Origin of the sequence: Bradyrhizobium nanningense, assembly GCF_004114535.1 — a bacterium.
Taxonomy (GTDB): domain Bacteria; phylum Pseudomonadota; class Alphaproteobacteria; order Rhizobiales; family Xanthobacteraceae; genus Bradyrhizobium; species Bradyrhizobium nanningense.
This window is the reverse complement of the sequence record NZ_LBJC01000005.1, coordinates 98,898-119,896: the sequence shown is the minus strand read 5'-3', so window position 1 is coordinate 119,896 and position 20,999 is coordinate 98,898. Positions and strand designations below refer to the sequence as shown.

General features: G+C 61.5%; 16 protein-coding genes. 10 read left to right on the top strand and 6 right to left on the bottom strand.

Features of this window, described 5'->3' with window-relative positions:
* Positions 1 to 20: 20 nt before the first annotated feature.
* Genes tssL through XH84_RS02235 form a run of 5 tightly spaced genes read right to left on the bottom strand, consistent with a single transcriptional unit; the run spans position 21 to position 6,751 of the window.
* Positions 21 to 1,547 carry a type VI secretion system protein TssL, long form gene (tssL, locus tag XH84_RS02255; protein ID WP_128917631.1) on the bottom strand — a complete coding sequence of 509 codons (1,527 nt, stop codon included), beginning with the start codon at positions 1,545 to 1,547 and terminating at the stop codon, positions 21 to 23.
* Positions 1,544 to 2,881, bottom strand: a complete 1,338-nt coding sequence (gene tssK, locus XH84_RS02250; protein WP_164936004.1) for a type VI secretion system baseplate subunit TssK — start codon at positions 2,879 to 2,881, stop codon at positions 1,544 to 1,546. Before tssK ends, tssL begins: the two co-directional genes overlap by 4 nt.
* A gap of 49 nt (positions 2,882 to 2,930) precedes the next feature.
* Positions 2,931 to 4,301, bottom strand: a complete 1,371-nt coding sequence (tagH, locus tag XH84_RS02245) for a type VI secretion system-associated FHA domain protein TagH (protein ID WP_128917633.1) — start codon at positions 4,299 to 4,301, stop codon at positions 2,931 to 2,933.
* Between the two features lie 12 nt (positions 4,302 to 4,313).
* Positions 4,314 to 4,877: a DUF6931 family protein gene (locus tag XH84_RS02240; protein WP_128917634.1), complete on the bottom strand. Its 564-nt coding sequence runs from the start codon at positions 4,875 to 4,877 to the stop codon at positions 4,314 to 4,316.
* Between the two features lie 5 nt (positions 4,878 to 4,882).
* Entirely contained in the window at positions 4,883 to 6,751 is a 1,869-nt protein-coding gene (locus tag XH84_RS02235) for a type VI secretion system Vgr family protein (RefSeq protein ID WP_128917635.1), read from the bottom strand.
* Between the two features lie 347 nt (positions 6,752 to 7,098).
* Between XH84_RS02235 and XH84_RS02230 the strand changes: the two genes are divergently transcribed.
* The 9 genes from XH84_RS02230 to XH84_RS02190 all read left to right on the top strand — a co-directional run bounded on the left by XH84_RS02230 (position 7,099) and on the right by XH84_RS02190 (position 19,160).
* Positions 7,099 to 8,415: a type VI secretion system protein TssA gene (locus XH84_RS02230; protein ID WP_128917636.1), complete on the top strand. Its 1,317-nt coding sequence runs from the start codon at positions 7,099 to 7,101 to the stop codon at positions 8,413 to 8,415.
* Positions 8,416 to 8,530: 115 nt separating this feature from the next.
* Positions 8,531 to 9,055: a type VI secretion system contractile sheath small subunit gene (gene tssB, locus XH84_RS02225; protein ID WP_128917637.1), complete on the top strand. Its 525-nt coding sequence runs from the start codon at positions 8,531 to 8,533 to the stop codon at positions 9,053 to 9,055.
* A gap of 17 nt (positions 9,056 to 9,072) precedes the next feature.
* Positions 9,073 to 10,575 (top strand): type VI secretion system contractile sheath large subunit, encoded by a 1,503-nt coding sequence (gene tssC / locus XH84_RS02220; RefSeq protein ID WP_164936005.1) that lies wholly within the window; start codon positions 9,073 to 9,075, stop codon positions 10,573 to 10,575.
* A gap of 50 nt (positions 10,576 to 10,625) precedes the next feature.
* Entirely contained in the window at positions 10,626 to 11,111 is a 486-nt protein-coding gene (locus XH84_RS02215; RefSeq protein ID WP_128917639.1) for an Hcp family type VI secretion system effector, read from the top strand.
* Positions 11,112 to 11,287: 176 nt separating this feature from the next.
* Positions 11,288 to 11,836 carry a type VI secretion system baseplate subunit TssE gene (tssE, locus tag XH84_RS02210; RefSeq protein ID WP_128917640.1) on the top strand — a complete coding sequence of 183 codons (549 nt, stop codon included), beginning with the start codon at positions 11,288 to 11,290 and terminating at the stop codon, positions 11,834 to 11,836.
* 1 nt (position 11,837) lies between these two features.
* The gene (gene tssF, locus XH84_RS02205) at positions 11,838 to 13,805 is read left to right on the top strand and encodes a type VI secretion system baseplate subunit TssF (RefSeq protein WP_128917641.1); all 1,968 of its coding nucleotides are present in this window, start codon (positions 11,838 to 11,840) and stop codon (positions 13,803 to 13,805) included.
* Positions 13,769 to 14,833, top strand: coding sequence for a type VI secretion system baseplate subunit TssG (gene tssG, locus XH84_RS02200; protein WP_128917642.1), 1,065 nt, complete (start codon positions 13,769 to 13,771; stop codon positions 14,831 to 14,833). Before tssF ends, tssG begins: the two co-directional genes overlap by 37 nt.
* A 95-nt stretch (positions 14,834 to 14,928) precedes the next feature.
* On the top strand, positions 14,929 to 17,568 hold the full coding sequence (gene tssH / locus XH84_RS02195; RefSeq protein ID WP_128917643.1) for a type VI secretion system ATPase TssH: 2,640 nt from the start codon (positions 14,929 to 14,931) through the stop codon (positions 17,566 to 17,568).
* 5 nt (positions 17,569 to 17,573) lie between these two features.
* Positions 17,574 to 19,160 carry a class I SAM-dependent methyltransferase gene (locus XH84_RS02190; protein WP_164936006.1) on the top strand — a complete coding sequence of 529 codons (1,587 nt, stop codon included), beginning with the start codon at positions 17,574 to 17,576 and terminating at the stop codon, positions 19,158 to 19,160.
* A gap of 83 nt (positions 19,161 to 19,243) precedes the next feature.
* Here the strand turns inward: XH84_RS02190 and XH84_RS02185 are convergent, their stop codons facing one another.
* Positions 19,244 to 19,873: a hypothetical protein gene (locus XH84_RS02185; RefSeq protein ID WP_164936007.1), complete on the bottom strand. Its 630-nt coding sequence runs from the start codon at positions 19,871 to 19,873 to the stop codon at positions 19,244 to 19,246.
* Positions 19,874 to 20,075: 202 nt separating this feature from the next.
* Here XH84_RS02185 and XH84_RS02180 point away from each other — a divergent pair, with 202 nt between their 5' ends.
* On the top strand, positions 20,076 to 20,945 hold the full coding sequence (locus XH84_RS02180) for a hypothetical protein (RefSeq protein WP_164936008.1): 870 nt from the start codon (positions 20,076 to 20,078) through the stop codon (positions 20,943 to 20,945).
* The last annotated feature ends 54 nt before the right edge of the window (positions 20,946 to 20,999 follow it).

The following is a 20,999-nucleotide window of genomic DNA, read 5'->3' as shown; positions in this document are numbered from 1 at the left end:
CGTGAGCCCGCGGTATCTGCCTATTCACTGCGCTCGATAAAGATCTCGACGCGCCGGTTCTTGGCGCGCCCCTCAGGTGTCGTATTGCTGGCAATCGGCGCGTCGGCTCCCTTGCCCTCGATGTCGACGCGCGAACCATCGGTCATGCCAGGCTTGAGTGCGGCGGCAACCGCCTTGGCGCGCTCGACCGACAACTCGAAGTTCGACGGGAAGCGCACCGTACGGATCGGCGAACTGTCGGTATGGCCGACGACGCGGATCCGTCCCGGCTCCTTGTCGAGTGTTGCCGCGACGCGGAGCGCGACCGGCTTGAAGCCGTCGAGGATGGTGGCCTGACCCGAGGCGAACAACGCGAGGTCGCAGACCCTGATCACGATGAAGCTCGCGGTCTGGTCCGCCGTCATGGCGCAGGCGGTGTTCTCCTTCGCCAGGGCGTTTCGGATGCGCTGCAACTGGGTGATGCGGTCCGGTGGCGGCGGAGGTGGCGGCGGTGGCGGGGGTGCAACGATCCGGCGCTTGAGCTCGATCGGACCGTCCGGATGCAGCGCGAGCGCGACCTCGGCAGCATTCTCCGCCCGGCCGGCCAAAAGCGTCCGAAGGACGAAATAGGACCCGGTCAGCAGCGCCGCAACCACGGCCGCGACCAGCCAGACTGGAACACGCAGACGCTGCCGGCGACCCGCCAGCGCCTGCCCGCGCCAGTTGGGCGACAGGTCACTCATCGTTTTGGGCCGGACCCGGCGCAGCAACTCGTAGAGGTTACGCTGGATCAGCTGCAGGTTCGCAAGCCCGCCTGCCGATGTACGGTGAATGCCCTGGAAGCCGAGCGCCAGGCAGGCGTGCTGAAGCTCGAGCACCGGATAGTTGATCAAAGGATCAACTTTCAAATGGTCGAGGATCTCGAAGAAGCGGACGCCACCGACCCGTTCGCCGAAGAATCGGCTCAGCATCGAATACTGCGTCCAGACGTGGCGTTCCTCGGTCGGGATATGCTGCACGATATCGTCGGCCGTGGCGCATAGGATATATTTCGCGGTATTGGCCTGATACTCGGAAATGCCCGCTGAACGGATATCCTTTTCGAAGAACTTGATGGCGTCGGCGACCTGCTCCATCAGGCTCGCGAATGACGCACGCATGAGCGCCACCCGCAAGCGGCCAAGCAATTGGAGCAACGGGCCCGCAGCGCGCATCACCGGATTGGCATTTGGCGCGACCAGATCGTCGACGCGCAGCGGCGGTCCGGGCGGCAATAGAGGCTGCGGCGCCTGGTTTTGCGCGGGCGTCGAGATCCATTCCTCGGTCGGATGGCTGACCGGCGGGGCTGCGTAACCCGAGCCCTGCGGGACGGGAGAAAAGGACGGCGGCGCTGCTGGCGTGTCGCGAGACGGTACGGGCGATGGCGAATAAGCCGGACGTGCCGCAGGTAGCTCGCCCGCCGGAGGCTGAGGGGTCGGTGCCGGCGGCAACTTCCCGCCGGGGTTGGGACGGATGATCGTCCGTTCGCCCCGACCGAAAGGATTGACCGGCTTGTCCCTGTCGCTCATGGCCTGTCTTCCAGGATGGCCCAAAGGTAAAGCTCGAGCTCCGGCCAGTCGCCGGAAAAGTGCATTCCAATCGAGGCCGCAGTGCTGAACTCAGGCCACAACGGCGACTTGCGGTCGAGATAGAAATAGACGTGATCGGTGATGGCACGGATGTGCGGCGGCGGCGTCGGCAAATGCACCAACGTCAGACCCGGCAGGTTTGCGTGCACGATCTCGTTCATCTTCGTGTTCGGCCCGACCTTGAACAGGTGCGGGAAATCGTTCTGGATCTCCACGAGCGGCCGCCGTGCGGCAACCTCCAGCACCAGGGTCGCAGTTCGGAACAGCGCCCGATCCCGGATCGGCGATACGAAGGCGTTCTGAGCGCGTTCGATGATCTCCAGACGGATCGCCCGCCGGCCGAGCCGTGCGCTCAAGAAGTCCTGGATGTCGCTCACCAAGGGCGTGAACACGTTTTCGAGATCGTCGTGATCGTACGCCGGATAGTTGCGCGCGCGGCGCTCCGCCGTCGCAAACGTTGCAAGTTCACCCGCGAACCTCAGCAGCTCCTCGTACAGCCGCTCGGGGTGCACGCTGCCGGAACGCTGGAAATGAGTCAGCACGGGAATGGTGCGGTTCAGCACTTGCAGCACCAGATAGTCGACGCTTTGTAAGCCGCCTCCAGACGACGGATCGACCGCGTAACGCGCAAGCTCGTCGAGCTTTGTCTCGACCCAGCCAATGACGCGGTTGAGCCAACCGTCGATGACCGGGTGTGCGGCGCAGACCAGCATCGGCGGCACGAACTTGTCATCGAACAGGATGTTCTTGTCGCGCACTTCCAGAATGCGCGCGATGCCGAGGCCCATGTATCCGGGCTTGCTGGTCTTGCGCAGCTCGAACGACAACCGCGGATAGGCGATGTCGATCTCCTCCTCTATGCGCAGCGCCGAGGTCGAGTCGATGAAGGTCTCCGACGTACGAACATAACGACTGGCGCTGTCGGTGCGGTCCTCATCGACCTCGCGGGTATTTGGCGCCGCCACCGGCATCATCAGCCAGACGATCTGGCCCGCGGCCGTTTCCGGCACTTCGATCGCTTCCGGGATCGGGCTATCGGCGGGAATATCGAACGGCGTTCCGTCCGGCATGACGCCGGACGCATTGCGCACCGCGAACTTGCTCTGTTCGGTAAGATCCTTGTCAATCTCGAGCTGGGCGAAGCCCCAAGGGTACGGCGTGGTGTAGCGAACGCGCTTTTCCAGCAAATGTTCGATGTAGCGGTCGTTCTGCTGCAAATGATGCGGTCGCAGAAACAGACCTTCCGACCAGAAAACCTTGCTGTACCAAGACATTCCTGCATCCACTTAACAAATTGTCGGCGACCGCACGGCCGCCGGTAGTTCACTTTGAATCAGCCTTATCGGCACGGTCGTAATAGTCGGCGAAATGCAACATAAAGATCTCGATTGGCGCGCTGCTGTCGCGGCCGAGATGCGCCTTCCAGCGCGTCAGGAATTCGTCCCAGAGCTTGCTCTTGTTCGTTCCGAACCAGGAGTTTGCACCGCGCTGAAGCTCGAGTTCGCGCGCCATCAGCGTGGGATCGATATCGGCGATCAGCTCGTGGACAGCGTGCTGCATCGCCATATACGTCCTCAATTGATGTGATTTGAGGTCGCCGAAGGCCTGCGCCAAGGCGCGTTGCGCGTCGAGGTAACTGCGCGTCCGCGGTCCGAAAAGAATGCGCAACGCCTCTTCCGAGGTCGGCGAGAACTTTAGCGGATTGTTCTCGATGGCCTGGACGGTGGTCTGACTGGTGCTGCGTGTCAGCTGCTTGGCCTGGGTTCGCGCCTGCAGCAGCGCCATCAGATTATCCACGGTCATGCGCAAGATGATGCCAAGCTGTTCGGCGAGCTCAGCATCGGTCTGGTGCGCAAAGAAATTGTCCGGCAATCCGGCAGCGCGCGCGACCATCCGCGTGAACTCGACACCGCCGGTTGCCATGGCGGTGACGGGTTCCTCCGCTGGCGCCTGCGGCGGGCGGGGCGTCTCGGCGCGCGGCCGCGATTGCGGCGGCTGGGCAGCCGCTGGCTCATCATCGGTCCAAACGGACGGCCGGCGCGGGGTCGGCACGGCGGGCGGACGCTCGACTTGGGGGCTCGGGACGGCGACCGGACCGGCTGCCCAACTCATGTCATCCTGCCCGGAGGGCTGGTAAGAAGACATCGGCGACGAACGTCGAACAGGATCCACACCCGGCGCCGGGACGCTGGCCGCCCAATCCAGAAACTCCGGATTCACGGGCCGCGCAGCCTCACGCGGCTTCTTCAACTGCTGCGGGTCGATCGGCGGCGGCACGTCCCGATCGGCGGTCCAGAGCTCCCCGTAATCGGCATATTGCTGGACGAGAGGTTCGTGGTGCTGCGCCTCCTGGTTTGGGGCGCGCCCGCCGGCTTCATCCTCGAGCGAAACTGCGATGATGTAATGGCCGATCGTGAGCCGGTCACCGTCGCGCAGGCGGTGCGGCCCCCGCAGCCGCTGGTCGGCGCCATTGAGAAAAGTGCCGTTCGTCGAGACGTCGTGCAGCCAATAGCCGCCGTCGCGAAAGTGCACCTCGCAATGCTTTCCGGAAATCATCCGCGCCGGATCCGGCAGCGTCCAGTCGAGGTGACGGTCCCGGCCAATATCGACCGAACGCCTGCCGGTGACCGTAAATGATACAGGTCCGCCATCCGGAAGGTTCGGTTCGTTCTCGATATTAAAGCGAAGCACCATCGCATCGTCTCGTCAGCGTGGAGGGCGCGGTTCGCCGCGTGCTAATTGAATACCATCCTTCAGGCATGTCGTCATTATTCGGTCCCGGGCGTCACGGGGAAGCCGGCAAAGGCCGATCAGCAGGGCAGCCCGCACCGCCCGCGCTGCTTGATCGGGCTTGGCTTCAACCGGTGCAAATTCCGCGGGAACCACGCTTCCTCCAGACCAGCCGGCCGCCAGCGCGAGCCATGTTGCCGGCTGCTCGGGGTCGTTGGCATTGCCGACGGCCAGCGCCTTGTTCCGGGATTGCTCATCCGATTGGTGGACCCAGGTCTCGGCGAAATTCAGCGACCTGCTGTCGTTGGCGTCGAAATGGTCGAACATCCGTCGCAGCGAGCGGCACCCCCACGCGACGGCCACGCGCCGGGGGAGCAGGTAGGCGCAGAAGGATACGGCCTGGTGCCAGTTGCGCGCGTCGGCGGCCTCCTGGAGGAAATCCAGCGACGGCTTGTCGGCGTCGGCCTTGCCAATATCATGGCGCGCCATGGGAAAGGCTTGAAGCAGATCCTGAACCGTACCGAACCGAACCTGACCCATAACCATCAGCCGACAAGGGTTGGAGTGCCGTGGGCGGCCAGCGGACCGCCGGCGGATAGTGCCATGGCGGCCTGCGCCGTCATGGCGATCGTCGGCGCGTTAATGATGATGCCTCCCGGGGTCAGGATAATCTGGCTGGGACCCACCTGCAGGGTGATGTTGGCATTCGCCGTCAGCGTGATGCTGAGGCCTGCATTGACAGACTGGTCCATGGCCAGCGTGATGTGCTGACCGCCCAATTCGATATCGAGCTTGTCATTGCCGTTCTTGAGCGTTGTCTTGCGGGTGTCACCGCCAAATGCAGCTTCGCCGATGGTCCGAGTTTCGGTGTCGCGGACCGTCACGTCATGGTCCTTCTCGGCATGCACTGTGATCTTCTCGGATCCCTTCTTGTCCTCGAAGCTCCACTCGTTGAAGCCGCCGCCACCTTTGGTGGAGTCCGATTTCAAGCCGCCAATCGTCTTTTTCGACGGCAGATCGTAAGGCAGCTTGTATTCGTCATTGTACACGGTGCCAATCACCAGGGGCCGGTCCGGATCCCCTTCCAGGAACTCGACAACGACTTCCTGTCCGACACGCGGAATGATCTGACCGCCCCAGCGCTTGCCGGACCAAACCTGCGCCACGCGCAACCGGCACGACCGCTTCTTCTTGCGATCCCAGAAAAAGCGGACATAGATTTCGCCGAGCGACTCGACGTCGATTTCCTCGCTCGAATTGTCGTCCTTGGTCACCACTTTGGCGGTCTGGACGCCGTTGATCCTTGGCTTCGGTGTCATCATCAGCGCCCGAAACGGCCGATCGCTCGGCAGAAACTCGTAGCTGCCGAAATAGACGTGTTGCCCGGCGTCGCTGGGACCGCCGGTGCGATAGGATTCGACCGAGAAAGAATGCGTGGATCGCACCACGAGATAGTCGATGTTCTGCGAATCCTTGGAATGCTTTTCGAGCTTCGTCAGCCCGCCGGGGAACAGGTTGACGGCGTCGCCGTTGCCGCGGCGCCGACGGTCCATCGCCTGCTCGGCCTGGAGCTGGATCTTCGCGTAGCGCTCGCCGTCCGATTTTTCCTTGAACTTGCCGGGATAGTCGTAAAACTCCATCTCCGACCGGGTGTAATGCTCGGTGCCCTTGGCGTCGCTGATCATCTTCGCGTTGGGCTTCTGATAATTGTAATCGTTGAGTTCGATTTTGCCGGTGCGAAACCGGCGCTCCGAAACCCATTCGTAGATGTGCTGCTCGCCGCGACGGTCGGCTCCCGTCAGCGGGATGTAGGGAATCGTGGCAAGACCGCTGATCGGGCTGTGCGACGATTTGGAGTCCGCCAGCACGAGCGTGTGCTTGCCGCCCTCATGCTTGAAGAAATAGTAGATGCCGTGCTGCTCCATCAGCCGGCAGACGAAGTTCAGGTCAGTTTCGCGATATTGAACGCAATATTCGAGCTTCGGACAGGAGCCCTCTTCGGTCAGCTTGGATTCATAATCGGTGAAGCCGCGTTCGTTGAAGACCTCCTTGATGATGTCGGGCGCCTTCTTGTCCTGGAAAATCCGGCAATCGGTGGTGCGCGACAACAGCCATAACCAGGGTCTCAGCACGATCCGATAGCTGAAATAGTCGTTCTTCACCCCGAGCCACTGGGCCTCGGTCAAAATGCCGCTGAACTCGCGCTCCTTCTCATGCAGCTTTATCTTCAACGTGCACTGCTGACCGATCGCGCGATCGAAGTCGAGGTCGGCATCTTCGCTGAGACACTCGATACGGTATTCGAACAGTTCGCTGAGACCTTCCGAGCCCTCGAATCCGGCAAAAACCAGAACGTCCTTGCCGAGAGGTGTCTTGAGTTCGCACAGACGGGTATCCTGACTAAGCTGGCCCATGTGGGCTTAAACTCCCTCCTCCGATCGAATGACCCGCCGCGCAGAGCTGGTCAAACGCAATGCAACAACCACGGGAATCCTAGGCGCGCTTGCTGCGCCGGCAGGTCCGCCCCGGCACAGGTCTTCTCGCGCGTCCACCAGGATAGCCCAAAGGGCCACCCCCGCTATCAGGTAGTCGGCTACAAGCGCTTGCCGGTTCACGCAGAAATGGCATGATCTTCGGGAATGAACCAAGATCGGAAGGCGCCTCACTCACAGGAGATGATCGGATCATGATCCACTACCTGATGCGCAAGTCGTCGTTGGCAGGCAGCGGCACGTGACCGAGCAGATGGATGGGCCCTTGCATGCTTGATCTGGCTTTACTGACGCAGCCCATTGCCGCTGACGATCCCTGCGGGCCGGATCTCGACGCCATAGGGGACGTCGAATATCTCAACTTCTTCGCAGGTGCGGAATCTCTCCTCCCGATGTCGTTCTTCGAGGTCGTCAACGCCAATGGAGAGCGTGGGCGCTTCGATCCAAAGGCGGTCGATTTTGCCGGGCAATTTGCCGCCGCGGAGCCGCTTCTTGCGCGCACCCGCGACCTCCGCCTGAACTTGCTGCTTGCCAAATTTGCCGTCCTCAACCGCGATCTGGACGGCTTTCTCTGCTGTCTGAAGGCAACCCACTTGCTACTTAACGAGCATTGGGAAGCGGTACATCCCAGAGACGAGGACGGCGACTACGCGCTTCGCGCCGTCACGGTCGAATCGATCGACGTCTTCCCGACGGTCATCAACCCGCTGCAGTTCCTTCCCCTGATCGAGAACCGCAGACACGGCACCCTCAACTACCGGGCCTATCAAGTTGCAATGGGCGAAATTCCCGCGGGCGGCGCCGACGCCGACGCGCCCGATCTTGCAACCATCGAGCGTATCGTCGGCGAGGCGGATCTCGATACGCTCAAGGCAACCAGCGCCCGATGTTCCGCAGTCGCTGCCGAAATCGCGGGTATCAAGGAGGCCTGGCACGAAAAGTTGAACGGGGGGCCTTCCATCAGCTTGGACAGGGTCTCCGGCTTGGCGAATGGCATGGCGGCTTGGCTTGCAGGTCTGGTCGCGTTGCGCGATCCGGCGGCGGCAGTTGCGGCAGGCGCGGAGAGCGTCGAAGCTGTGGAGGCACAGGCGCCGCTAGCCACGACCGGGGAGTTGGCTTCTTCCGCCCAGGCCTCCGCAGCGCTTGCGACGGTGGCCGACTATCTTGCCCGGATGGAACCATCCAACCCGGCGCTGCTCCTCGTGCGTCAGGCACAGGAGATGGTCGGCAAATCATTTATCGAGGTTATGCGGATGCTCGTGCCCTCGCACGTGGAGATCGCTGCGATCAACATCGGGCGCGACAAGGTCTTCGACTTGCCGATCGAACGGATGGCGGAACTGGCCATCCCGCTCTCGACGAGCGCCGATAACAACGATCAAGACGTTGTATTTTCAGTAGAAAATCGAGCGCAGGCCTTGGGCCTGCTGGCAAGGGTGGCGTCGTTCTTCCGAAGCGCCGAGCCTTCCAGCCCCATCCCGTTTTTGCTCGATCGCGCGCGCGACCTCGCGCAACGTGATTTCCTCAGCCTTTTGAATGATGTTTTGCCGGAGGGAACGCTTAAAACAATCGACAGATCACATTGAACCGAGTTTTCGCCCGAGGGCACTAATCTGACACGAGACTGTTTGCCGACCACAACTCAAAGCGCCCTCGTCGATCCCGTGTCGGCGTCTAACGCGATTTCGTAGTGAGGACACCATGGCTACAGACAGCGGTCAAAAATTCATTCGCCGAAACCGCGCACCGCGCGTTCACATCACATACGAAGATCCGTACGACGCGGAGCGGCTGATAGAATTGCCGTTCGTCATGGGCGTCCTATCCGACCTCTCCGGCAACAACCCCGGCGTCGAGAAAACGAAGGTCGAAGAACGCAAATTCCTCGAATTCGACATGGACAATTTCGACAACCGCATGGCCGCGATCCAGCCCGGCGTGACGGCACGCGTCGCCAATCGTCTCACCGATGGGGCGGACGAAAAGCTCTCGGTCAACCTGCGCTTCAACAAGATCTCCGACTTCACGCCGGTGGCAGTCGCCCGTCAGGTGCCGGCTACTGCCAAGCTGCTCGAGGCGCGCGAACAGCTCGCCAACCTGCTGCGCTACATGGATGGCAAGGTGGCCGCCGAGGACCAGTTGAAGAAACTTCTCGCCGACCCTCAACTGATGGCCGCGTTGCGGGAGCGCGCGAGTCAACCTAACGAACCCGGCACCGAGAGCTAAGGGAAGGAATGGGGACCATGGCAAAAGAAGCGGCGCATAAGGAAACCACCACCCAGGTCAGCACCGTCGAGGCTGACGAGTTTTCCGCTCTCTTGAAGCAAAGCTTCAAGCCGCGCACTGAACGTGCCGCGACCGAAGTCGAAAATGCGGTGTCCACGCTCGTGCAGGAAGCGCTGAAGGACACGAGCGTCATCAAATCGGACGTGCTCGACACCATCGAGGAGATGATCGCGCGGATCGACCAGAAGCTGACCGCGCAGATGAACGAGATCCTCCACGCCCCCGAGTTCCAGGCGATCGAAAGTGCCTGGCGCGGCCTCCACTACCTCGTCTTCAATTCGGAGACCGACGCCAACCTCAAGATCCGGGTGATGAACGTCTCGAAGACCGAGCTGTATCGGAATCTGCGGCTTTACCCCGATGCGCGCTGGGACCAGAGTCCGCTGTTCAAGCAGATCTACGAGTACGAATTCGGCCAATTGGGCGGCGAGCCGTTCGGCTGCCTGATCGGCGACTATTATTTCAGCCACCTGCCCACCGACGTGCAGTTGCTGCGCGATCTCAGCAAGATCGCAGGCGCCGCTCACGCGCCCTTCTTCAGCGGCGCCGAGCCGACGCTGATGGGAATGGATTCATGGACCGAGCTGTCCAACCCGCGCGACATCGGCAAGGTGTTCGACACGCCGGAATATGCCGCCTGGAAGGGACTGCGCGATCAGGACGACTCGCGCTATCTCGGTCTGTGCATGCCGCGTGCCCTCGGTCGCCTCCCCTACGGGGCGAAATCAGAGCCCGTGGAGGAGTTCGCCTTCGAGGAGGAGACGGACGGGCACACCGGCGACAAATACGGCTGGATCAACGCCGCCTATGCGATGGCCGTCAATATCAATCGCGCCTTTAAAGAATTCGGCTGGTGCACACGCATCCGCGGCGTGCAGTCCGGTGGCGAAGTCATCAACCTGCCAACGCACACGTTCCCCACCGACGATGGCGGCGTCGACCTGAAATGCCCGACCGAGATCGCCATCAGCGATCGCCGCGAGCACGAACTTGCAAAGGCGGGCCTCATCCCGCTGATCCATCGCAAGAACACCGACAAGGCGGCGTTCATCGGCGCTCAGTCACTCTATAAGCCAAAGAAGTATTTCGGCGAGAAAGGCGTGGATGCCACCGCGTCTGATAACCTGTCGTCACGACTGCCCTACATGTTCGCTGTGTCTCGCTTTGCGCACTATCTGAAGTGCATGGTTCGCGACAAGATCGGATCCATGAAGGAGAAGGATGAGCTGACGGTCTGGCTGCAGACCTGGATCAACGAGTACGTTGATGCCAACCCAGCCCTGTCGTCAGAAGCTCAGAAGGCGCGCAAGCCGCTAGCCGCTGCGAAGGTAGAGGTCATAGCAAACGAGGAGAACCCGGGATATTACAACGCGCGCTTCTTTCTTCGTCCACACTTTCAGTTGGAGGCGATGGACGTCGGCCTCAGTCTGGTTTCGCGCCTGCCAGGCCCCGGATCCTGACGCCGCAGCATCGCAACCGTAAACATGCAGAATTTTGAAAGGACTATGCTATGGCTGTCGATATTTTCCTGAAACTCGATCCGATCAAGGGCGAGTCGCTGGACGACAAGCACAAGGACGAAATCGATATCTTGAGCTGGTCGTTCGGCGAGAGCCAGACCGGCTCCTTCCACAGCGGCTCCGGCGGCGGCGCCGGCAAGGTCAGCATTCAGGATCTCCACTTCACCCACTTCGTCGACAAGGCCACGCCGGAACTTTTCAAGGTCTGCGCCAACGGCAAGCACATCGACACGGCGATCCTGACTGTCCGCAAGGCCGGAGAACATCCGCTGGAATATCTCAAGATCGAGATGAAACACGTCATGGTCAGCAGCGTATCGACGGGCGGATCGCACGGCGAAGAGCGCCTCACCGAAAACGTCAGCCTGAACTTCGCGAAGGTCAAGATGACTTACAAGACCCAGACGGAAAAAGGCGGCGCTGGAGCTTCGCCGACGTTCGGCTGGGACGTTCCTGCCAACAAGGAATGGGCCTGATTTTCGGCCCCTTGCTTGGCGCCGGTTGCGAACAGCGCAAACCGGCGCCAAGCGTTGCAATTTTGATCGTACCTTTCGGTCGGCCCGTCGTGAGCCGACCGCCTGCTGAGGCGGCCTCGGAGATCGACTAGCGCCCTACCGAATTGCGTGCGAGCCAGGCGTCATGGGGACCGTAAATGACCATTGCACCAAAGAGGGATCGACTCTCTCCTCCATTGATGCTGGCCTTTCGCTCGGCCCATGAAGCGCGCGATGCGCGCAAGAAGATCAATCTGCGCGACGAGTTCGGTGAGCGGGTCATTGCCGGGCGTCGCAGCACGGGTCGCTTTCCGATCTCGGAAACGCTGCTCCGGCGCGAGGTCTCCCATGACCTCGAAACCCTCCTCAATACCATTGCTCTGGAATCGACCCTGGACCTGCTCGGCCGGGATTGCGTGCGGACATCGATCCTGAACTACGGCTTCCCCGATATCGCCCATCGATCGATCGACGAGGTCACCGACGACGAACTCACCGACGCGCTACGCGCAACGCTGACAACTTATGAACCGAGGCTCGACCGCAAGACGATCCGGGTCCGCCGCGACGGCTCGGTCGGCCCCGAACAACTCAAGCTGCGCTTCATCGTTCACGCAGACCTGAAGACCGAGCCGCTCAACGTCCCCGTGGAATTCGTCGCCGACGTCGATCTCGACAGCGGCGACATTCAGATCAACCGACTTTAACATGAATCGCGAATTCCTGGATTTCTATAACCGCGAACTGTCACTGCTGTACGAGCAGGCAGGCGATTTCGCCGAAGAATATCCTGGCATCGCAGAGCGCCTCGGCGGCCTCGTTCGGGAGCGGTCGGATCCGATGATCACGGGGCTGCTCGAAGGCGCCGCATTTCTCGCCGCCCGCGTTCAGCTCAAACTCAAACACGAATTCCCGGAATTCACTGCCAATCTGCTTGAGCAGCTGGTTCCAAACTACCTTGCCCCTACCCCGTCGGCCATGCTGGTCACGGCACGACCGCCCTATGCCGATCCGGCGCTGCGCGACGGCAAGAAGATCGCACGCGGCGCCTATTTCGACGCCACCTACCGCGAACGAGAGCGAAGTCTTTCCTGCCGATTCCGACTTTGCCGCGATATCGCGCTCTGGCCGTTTGATGTCACCGGCGCAGAGTATTTCTCAACGGCAGGCGCGCTGCAGGCGCTTGGGATCTCGGTCGGCAGCGACGTCATCGCTGGACTGAAGCTGTCACTGACGCATCGTACTGCGGCCCGGCTCGATGAGGAACCGCCGGACGCAGAGGCCCGGACCAAGCCGGAAACCTGGTTTGCCGGCTGCCGCGTGAGCGAACTCCCGATCTATCTGTCCGGCGCGGAATCCGACGCCATCGCGCTTTACGAGCAGTTGATCTCGAATTGCAAGGGCGTCTACTTCCGCCATCTTGACGACTTCGGCGACCCGGTGGCCACCCGCGCACCCGACGACTGCGTGCAGCAAATTGGCTTCGAAGAGAACGAGCTGCTCTTTCCCAACGACAATCGGGTCTTTCGCGGCTCGGAGCTGCTGCGCGAATATTTCATGTTCCCTCGCAAGTTCCTCGGTATCAACCTGACTGGACTCCGCAGCGTGATGCCACGGCTGCGCAGCAAATCGGTCGACATCGTCTTTGCCTTCGATGAACACAATTCACGGCTTGCCGCTGCGGTGCGTCCGGATATCTTCAAGCTCTATACGGCGCCGGCGATAAACCTGTTCGAGAAGACGAGCGATCGCATCGTCGTCAAGTCGAATACGCACGAGTACCATGTCGTGCCGGATCGCAGCCGCTATCTGGAATACGAGCCGCACCAAGTGCTCGAAGTCTACGCCCACTTTCCGGCAGAAAAGGACAAGCGGCCGGTGCGTCCGCTGTATTCGGCGGCCGTCGACCGGACCAGCGGATCGGTCGAAGGGCTTTATTTCACTGTGCGCCGGTTGCCTCGGCGCCGCACCGTCGAAGAGAAGACGTACGGCGCATCCTCCGACTACACGGGGACGGACATGTTCCTGTCACTGCTCGAGCCCGGTGAACTGAGTGGTGAAGGCTCGGTCGCCGAGCTCAGCGTTCGGGCGTTGTGCTCCAATCGCCATTTGACCGAGCATTTGCCGGTCGGCCAGGGCGGCGCCGATTTCCGCCTGCTGGACGATACCTCCCTCGATCTCATGTGCGTCGCGGGTCCCACCCCGCCGCGCGAGCCGGTGGTCGCCCAGTTGCGCAGCCGGAGCGAGATCGCCAACAGCGGGCTTGTCAGCTGGCGGCTGATCAACATGCTGAGCCTGAACTATCTTGGCCTCGTCGAACGCGGTGGCGGCAAGAACGCCGGAGCGCTGCGCGAAATGCTGTCCTTATTCGCCGACCAGTTTGATGACGCCACAGAACGCAAGATCCGCGGTGTGCGAAGCATTGAAAGCCGTCCCGTGGTGCGGCGGGTGCGTGAGCGCACGGGCAGCGGCGCTGCGCGCGGGCTGGAGATCACCGTCACTCTCGACGAGAAAGCATTCGAAGGCAGCGGCGTGTTCTTGCTCGGCGCCGTGCTGGAGCGCTTCTTCGCCGATTATTCGGGCTTCAATACCTTCACACAGACGGTCATCTCGACGCCGGAGCGCGGCGAGATCATGCGGTGGCCGCCGCGCATGGGCACGCGGAGACCGCTGTGACGCTGACCGAGCAGATGAAGGCCGAACCCTGGAGGTTCGATTTTTTCAATACGTTGCGCCAGCTCGAGCGGGCCAATCCGGGTCGGCCGCGGATCGGCGACAGTGCCACACGCCGCGACGAATATGTCGACCTCGGCCAAGCGCCCTATCTGGAGTTCCCCGCCTCCAACCTCGCGGCGGTCGACGACCAGTCTGGCCGGCTCAGAATACTCGTCAAATTTCTCGGCCTTCTAGGACCACAGGGCGCGCTGCCGCTTGCCACCACCGATGAAAGCCTGGGTTGGTGGCTGATGCGGGATGACGCATTCCCGCGCTTCCTCGACCTGCTCAACGGACGCTTCCTGCAACTCTTCTTTCGCGCCTGGGCTGACGCGCGGCCGATCGCGCAGCATGATCGACCAGCGGAGGATCGCTTCATCGCCTATGTCGGCTCCTTCGCTGGCCTCGGCTCCGACGTGTTCGCCGATCGAGACACCGTACCGGACATGGCGAAGCTCAGCTTCGCTGGCCTGATCGCCCCGAGGGCCAAGTGTGCGTCACGGCTGACGCGGTTCCTGCAGGGGTTGTTCGACGTCAAGGTCGAGATCGACGAATTTGTCGGCACCTGGCTCTCGTTCGACCCGAGTCATTGCAGCCGCCTTGGCGGGGCGCATGCCAGAATCGGCCGGGACGCTCTTCTGGGCTCACGCGTCTTCAGCGTCGAGGACAAGATCAGGGTTCGAGTCTTCGTCAAGAATTTTACTCAATACGAGCAGTTCCTGCCGACCGAAACACCCAATTTGTCGGAGCCACTGGCAGATGCCTTGTTCTTCTACATTGGCGATGAATTGGAATGGGAGGTGGAACTCGCAATTCCTGCGGGAGAGGTCATCCCGGTCAGGCTCGGACAAAGCGGACGGCTTGGTTGGACCACCTGGGTTTCTCCGAACTGGACCTCGACGGAAGAATTTCGCCGCGATGCCCGCTTCCAGCTCGGCGAGCGCCTGAGGGCCCGTCGGGCCGCCGCGGTCGATGCGGCCGCGATTTGAACCTATCCACCGCGCCGATCGCCATAACACTAGGGATTTGACGTATTTTCCGCTTGGTGCCGGGCACCGCGGAGGAATTAAGCAGGAGGGCCGCCGTGACAGACATCAGCCTTGAAGCTGTAACGGGCAAGCTGAACCGGGCCGGCTATGATGCCTTCATACAGGCGCTGCGCCATGCCAAGAGCGCGGGTAACCGCAATGTGGAGCTTGCGCACTGGCTGTTTCATATCCTGCAGCAGGAGCGCACGGACCTCAGCCTTTCGGTGGATCACTACAAGCTCGACCGGGCACGCTTGTTGTCGGATCTTGCCGGAGTCATCAATGGATTTCGCAAGAACGAAACCGACATGCCGGGTGTCGCTAATGCGGTCATCGATCTCCTCGATCGGGGCTGGCACTATGCGACGCTCTTCTTCGGCGAAACTCAGATCCGCACCGGCCATCTGCTGGTGGCAGGTCTGAAGTCGAACGATGTCCGTCGTGCCCTGAACAACCTCTCGCAGGAATTCGCAAAGGTCAACGTCGAGGCACTGGCCGCGGAGCGCCGCGCTATCTGGGCCGGCTCCGATGAGGAGACCATGCGGCCGATGGACGGCTCGGGACTGGTCGGTGCCGGTACGGCGGGTGCGGACCAAACAGGCCCCAAGGGAACGACAGCGCTCGACCGCTTCTCCCAGAATCTCACCGCCAAGGCCAAATCGGGCCAGATGGATCCGATCCTCGGCCGGGACGAAGAAATCCGCCAATTGATCGACGTGCTGATGCGCCGGCGGCAGAACAATCCAATCCTCACCGGCGAGGCCGGCGTCGGCAAGACCGCCGTGGTCGAGGGCTTCGCGCAGCGTATCGCCGCTGGCGATGTACCGCCGCCGCTGCGCAATGTAACTCTCTGCGCCCTAGACATCGGCCTGATGCAGGCTGGCGCTTCGATGAAGGGCGAGTTCGAACAGCGCTTGCGCTCTGTGATCGACGAGGTCCAGAACTCGCCCACTCCCATCATCCTGTTCATCGACGAAGCCCATACACTGATAGGCGCCGGAGGCGCGGCCGGCACGGGGGACGCGGCCAATCTGCTAAAACCTCCCCTCGCCCGTGGCACGCTGCGTACGATCGCCGCCACCACATGGGCGGAATATCGCCAGCATATCGAGAAAGACCCGGCGCTGACACGACGCTTTCAGCCGATCCAGATCGACGAACCCGATGTGGAAACCTGTTGCATCATGCTTCGCGGACTTCTTGGTCCGATGGAAAAGCACCATGGCGTTCGTATCTCGGATGCCGCGATCACCGCCGCAGTCAACCTATCCCACCGCTACATTCCCTCCCGGCAATTGCCGGACAAGGCGGTCAGCTTGCTTGACACCGCTTCGGCACGCGTGGCCATCAGCCAAAGCGCGACGCCGGCTCTCATCGAAGATGCGCGCGTCGCAATTACCGCTCGTCAAGCTGAGCGATCAGCGCTCGTCAGCGACGGCGATCTTGGAATCGAGGATAGTGATCGCATCGCGGCCATCGACAGCGACATCGGGACATTGGAATCCAAGCTGGCAAATCTCGAAGCGGACTGGGCTGCCGAGCAGAAGCTCGTCGCGGACATCCGCAGCATTCGTGAAATCCTGTCCGGCCCCAAGGAATGCGAAGACCCGGCAACAAGGCGCCTCGAGCTGCGTGACAAGTTCAACACGCTCGAAGGCATCAATCCGGAAAAGCGGATGGTCTACGCCCATGTGGATCAGCAATCGGTGGCGTCCGTCGTGTCCGACTGGACCGGCATCCCGGTCGGCCGGATGATGCGGGACGAGATCGAAACCGTGCTGAAGCTGCCGGAGATTCTCAACCGCCGCGTCGTCGGCCAGTCCCATGGGCTGACGATGATCGCCAAGCGAATCGAAACCAGCCGCGCCAAACTGGACAACCCGTCGAAGCCGATCGGAGTGTTCATGCTGGCCGGGCCGTCCGGCGTGGGCAAGACTGAAACCGCCTTGGCGCTCGCCGAGACCCTCTACGGCGGCGAGCAGAACATGATCACGATCAACATGTCGGAGTTTCAGGAAGCGCACACCGTTTCGACCTTGAAGGGGGCACCTCCCGGCTATGTCGGCTATGGCGAAGGTGGTCGTCTGACTGAAGCGGTGCGGCGCAAGCCCTACAGCGTCATCCTGCTCGACGAGGTGGAAAAGGCCCATCCCGACGTCCATGAAATATTCTTTCAGGTGTTCGACAAGGGAACCATGGAGGACGGCAACGGTCGGCGGATCGACTTCAAGAACACCTTGATCATTTTGACGACCAACGTCGGCACTGATCTGATCATGGGCCTCTCGCGCGATCCCAAGTATCGCAACGAGCCGGAAGAGCTCGCCAAGATGCTGAGACCGGAATTGCTGAAAGTGTTTCCGGCGGCGCTGCTTGGACGCATCGTCTCGATACCGTACTTCCCGCTATCCGACGAGATGCTCGCAGGGATCGTTCGGTTGCAGCTCGACCGGATCGGACGACGCCTCCGCGACAATCACAACGCGTCCTTCGGCTACGATGACGCGGTCGTAGAGCACATCGTGTCGCGTTGCAACGATCCGGATTCCGGCGGGCGCATGATCGACAACATCATCACCAACACCCTGCTCCCGGAGCTGTCGCGCCAATTCCTCAGCAAGTCGCTTGCCAAGGAAGAAGTCAAGCAAGCGCGGGTCTCGATCGAGAACGACAAGTTCGCATATTCGTGGAATTGAGGACGATGAACATTCAAACCGAGCATCGCCAGGCGAGCGCCGGTCCCACGCCATACGACGAGGTCTACTACCCCGGCCACGTCTACGGGCTCACTCATCCGAACCATCTTGCTACCATAGCTGCCGTTTACGGCATGCAGCCGGCACCCGTCGAGCGTTGCCGGGTGCTGGAGCTCGGCTGCGGCGTTGGCGGCAACCTGTTGCCGATGGCCTTTCAATATCCAGACAGCACGTTCGTCGGTGTCGACCTGAGCCGCGTGACGATCGAGCGTGGCCAGCAAAATGTCGCCACATTGGGCCTCAGCAATATCAAGCTCCTGCATTGCGATATCATGAATGTCGACGCAAGCTTCGGGCAATTCGACTACATCATCGCGCACGGCGTGTATTCCTGGGTGCCGCCGGCAGTGCGCGAGAAGATGATGACGATCTTCAAGCAGAACCTCGCGCCGCAGGGGGTCTGTTACGTCAGCTACAACGCGCACCCGTTCTCACATATGCGCGACATGGTGCGCGACATGATGCGGTATCACACCCGCCGCCTCACCAGCATGAAAGAAAAAGTAGGACAGGCCCGCGCAATCCTGAAGTTCTTGAGCGAGGGCTCGAAGGCCAGCTCGGTTCACGGTGCGGTTATGCGCGATCAGTACAACCGCGTCCTCAAGGCCCCCGACGAGCTGTTGTTTCATGACGATCTCGACGAAGGCGCCGAGGCCTTCCTGCTGCACGAAGTTGTCGAGCGCGCGGGCGTTCATGGTTTGCAATATCTCAGCGACGCCGATTTCTCGCGACGCTATCTGGCGGGCTATTCCGAGGAGGTGCGCGCGACGTTGCAACGCTTTCCGGACAGCGAGTTCATGGCGCGCGATCAGTATCAGGATTTCATCGACGGGAACGGCTTTCGCCGTACCTTGCTCTGCCACGACAACGTCTCGCTCTCCCGCCAGATCGACCTCGATTTCGTCACCCGGTTCCATTTGCTGAGCACGACGAGCCCGGTTGATCCGGACGCCAGCGTAACCGACGATTCAGCGATGGAATTCGAAAATGAGGACGGTAGCAGGATCACCGTGACCAATCCGCTCTTGAAGGCCGCGCACCTGTGTCTCGGCCGCGCCTGGCCTCGCGCGCTGTCATTTGACGAATTGCTCGATGGCGCCCGAGCGCTGCTTGGCGGCCGGCAGGCAGATGATGACCAAAAGGCGCTGACCGAGGCGATGTTCATCCTGGCTTGCAGCGGCGAAGTTTCGTTCCTGCTGTCGCGTCCTTTCTTGTTGACGGAAGCGACCGAGCATCCGCAGGCCAGTCTGCTCGCGCGAAAACAAGCGCAAACAGGTCCGCTCGTCACCAACCTCCTCCACCAAACGGTGCAGTTGGAGGACGACCGAACCAGGGATTTCCTGCAATTGCTCGACGGTGCGCGGTCCATCGACCAGATCACGGCCGAAATGACCGAAAGATTCGGCCCAACCATCCGGATCGACCAGAAGGATAAAGCCGGGCAGCCCGCCGAGCCATTGCTGCTGTCAACGCAAGAAGGCGTTCGGCGCTCTCTTGCGGTGGTCGGCAAGCTGGGGTTGCTGGTCGCCTGATGCGTTCGAGTGCATGGGCTCCGTTGGCGATGAACGGCAGGAGTCGGAAGCTCCTTCTTGAAACGGACGCGGTCCCCGGTACTCTAGCCGTCGTGGGTATATTGCTGGCCGAGGAGCCATCCCGTGAGAATACCGCCGGGACCGCTGAGATAGACCGGATCAAAGCCGACGCCCGCGCGCAGCATCTTCCATTCATGCTCGCCGACCCAGGGAATCCCGGGATCGCCCTTCTGATACTGGGACAGCAGCGTTCGGGCGACCTCTGCGGCATTGGCGTAGATCGGCCCGTTGGCCCAGCGAGGGCGGGGCAGGCCTGTCATGCGGCAATAGAGCGCCGTGCAGACGTAGGCAGACGCCTCTTCCGCATTGGCATCAAGGCCGGTACGCAACAGATCGTATGCCGCATGCAGGCTCTCGTGGACGATATAGGCCTCGTCCAGCCGCCCCGTCGCCGACACGACCTCCAGCGTATTGGCCGCGACCGCCGTGCCGTCGGCTCGGGTTCGCGCGACATCGTTATATTGCGCGGCAACATCCGCGGCGAGATCGGTCGGAACCGCGACGGTGACCCGCCCCAGCCGGATCGCCCGGGCAACGTGATGAAACGTTTGCGGCGCAATCGTCACGTGGCTGCCGCGGATCGGAAACCGGAAGCGCATGCGTGCGACGGCCGGGCCATTGAGTACATCTAATACCCTGCTGCGCAGCGACATTTGATCGTCCTCGCTGTTCACACTACCCCACGGATGGTGGTCGCCGTTTCCGATCGGCAGGTTCAAACAATCTCTGCATTGGCGCGACAAGGACTTCGAGTGATCCGGGCCGGGCACAGCATCATCGAGCGAGCCGGCATTGAACCCGGACCGCTCCCGGCCTGACCAATCAGAGACTAGTCTCGACTCGAGGGGACCTGCGATGACCACGAACCCGACGACGACCGACACTTTCCGCAAGATCGCGGCGCGGCTGACCATGTTTCGGCCGCAGATCGATCTGACGCAATACTTCGCCGGGCCCGACCCGAATGTCCGCCTCTATGGCGAAAAGCCCTACATCCGCCATCAGCTCGAGAAGTACGGCGTTGCGGCCGCGACGACCACGCTCGACGGGGTCACTTTTCTGCCGAAGAATTGGGACGAGCTGATCAGGCAGCTGCGTACTGCCAAGACACCGGACGGATTCGACGCTTTCGCCGAGGGACAAAGCCCGGAGAAGTCGTCGCATTGGGCGCTCGATCTATCGATGGCTGCGACGATCGGCAAGGGGTTTCGGGAGATCTGGCGTCCGACGCTGTCCGACAGACCACTCTCAACGCGGGACCTTCCGGGCCGGCACGGCTTCGGGCTTGGACGCGATCGCGGACAGTGGAGCGACGGCTACAGCTCACAATTCGGCAAGGACCCGCAGCCACAAGACATTACCTCGCTGCATTTCGCAGTAGCACCCGATCGGGTGAACGTTCACATCGACGAAACTGGCTTTGTATTCGAGGGCGCGGACGGCGCACTCACAGTCGGGCCCAACTTCGCGCACCACGCTGGCAACGAACTGTGGTGGAAGAGCAACCCACATCCACATCTGCCGGATTGGGCAATCGAACATATTGACCTCATCCTGCCGAATAGCGCCAACGACTTTTCGCGCTTGGGACTCTCGGTCGATATGTACCGGCGCAAGGACTTGCGCGTCAGGGTCACCGGCTCCTGCGGAATTTTCGGCGGGTTCGAGTGCTCGGGAACGGTGAGCATCAGCGGGACGCACGATTTGCTCGGCTCGAAGCGCTAGCGCGCCCACTGAAATGGATCTGGCTTCTCTACAAATCTCAAGCCCGAGGATCTG

Bases quoted from the DNA above. Each gene is read 5' to 3' on its own strand.
- tssL (WP_128917631.1), bottom strand. From the start codon at position 1,547: ATGAGCGACAGGGACAAGCCGGTCAATCCTTTCGGTCGGGGCGAACGG.
- tssK (WP_164936004.1), bottom strand. From the start codon at position 2,881: ATGTCTTGGTACAGCAAGGTTTTCTGGTCGGAAGGTCTGTTTCTGCGA.
- tagH (WP_128917633.1), bottom strand. From the start codon at position 4,301: ATGGTGCTTCGCTTTAATATCGAGAACGAACCGAACCTTCCGGATGGC.
- XH84_RS02240 (WP_128917634.1), bottom strand. From the start codon at position 4,877: ATGGGTCAGGTTCGGTTCGGTACGGTTCAGGATCTGCTTCAAGCCTTT.
- XH84_RS02235 (WP_128917635.1), bottom strand. From the start codon at position 6,751: ATGGGCCAGCTTAGTCAGGATACCCGTCTGTGCGAACTCAAGACACCT.
- XH84_RS02230 (WP_128917636.1), top strand. From the start codon at position 7,099: ATGCTTGATCTGGCTTTACTGACGCAGCCCATTGCCGCTGACGATCCC.
- tssB (WP_128917637.1), top strand. From the start codon at position 8,531: ATGGCTACAGACAGCGGTCAAAAATTCATTCGCCGAAACCGCGCACCG.
- tssC (WP_164936005.1), top strand. From the start codon at position 9,073: ATGGCAAAAGAAGCGGCGCATAAGGAAACCACCACCCAGGTCAGCACC.
- XH84_RS02215 (WP_128917639.1), top strand. From the start codon at position 10,626: ATGGCTGTCGATATTTTCCTGAAACTCGATCCGATCAAGGGCGAGTCG.
- tssE (WP_128917640.1), top strand. From the start codon at position 11,288: ATGACCATTGCACCAAAGAGGGATCGACTCTCTCCTCCATTGATGCTG.
- tssF (WP_128917641.1), top strand. From the start codon at position 11,838: ATGAATCGCGAATTCCTGGATTTCTATAACCGCGAACTGTCACTGCTG.
- XH84_RS02190 (WP_164936006.1), top strand. From the start codon at position 17,574: ATGAACATTCAAACCGAGCATCGCCAGGCGAGCGCCGGTCCCACGCCA.
- XH84_RS02185 (WP_164936007.1), bottom strand. From the start codon at position 19,873: ATGTCGCTGCGCAGCAGGGTATTAGATGTACTCAATGGCCCGGCCGTC.
- XH84_RS02180 (WP_164936008.1), top strand. From the start codon at position 20,076: ATGACCACGAACCCGACGACGACCGACACTTTCCGCAAGATCGCGGCG.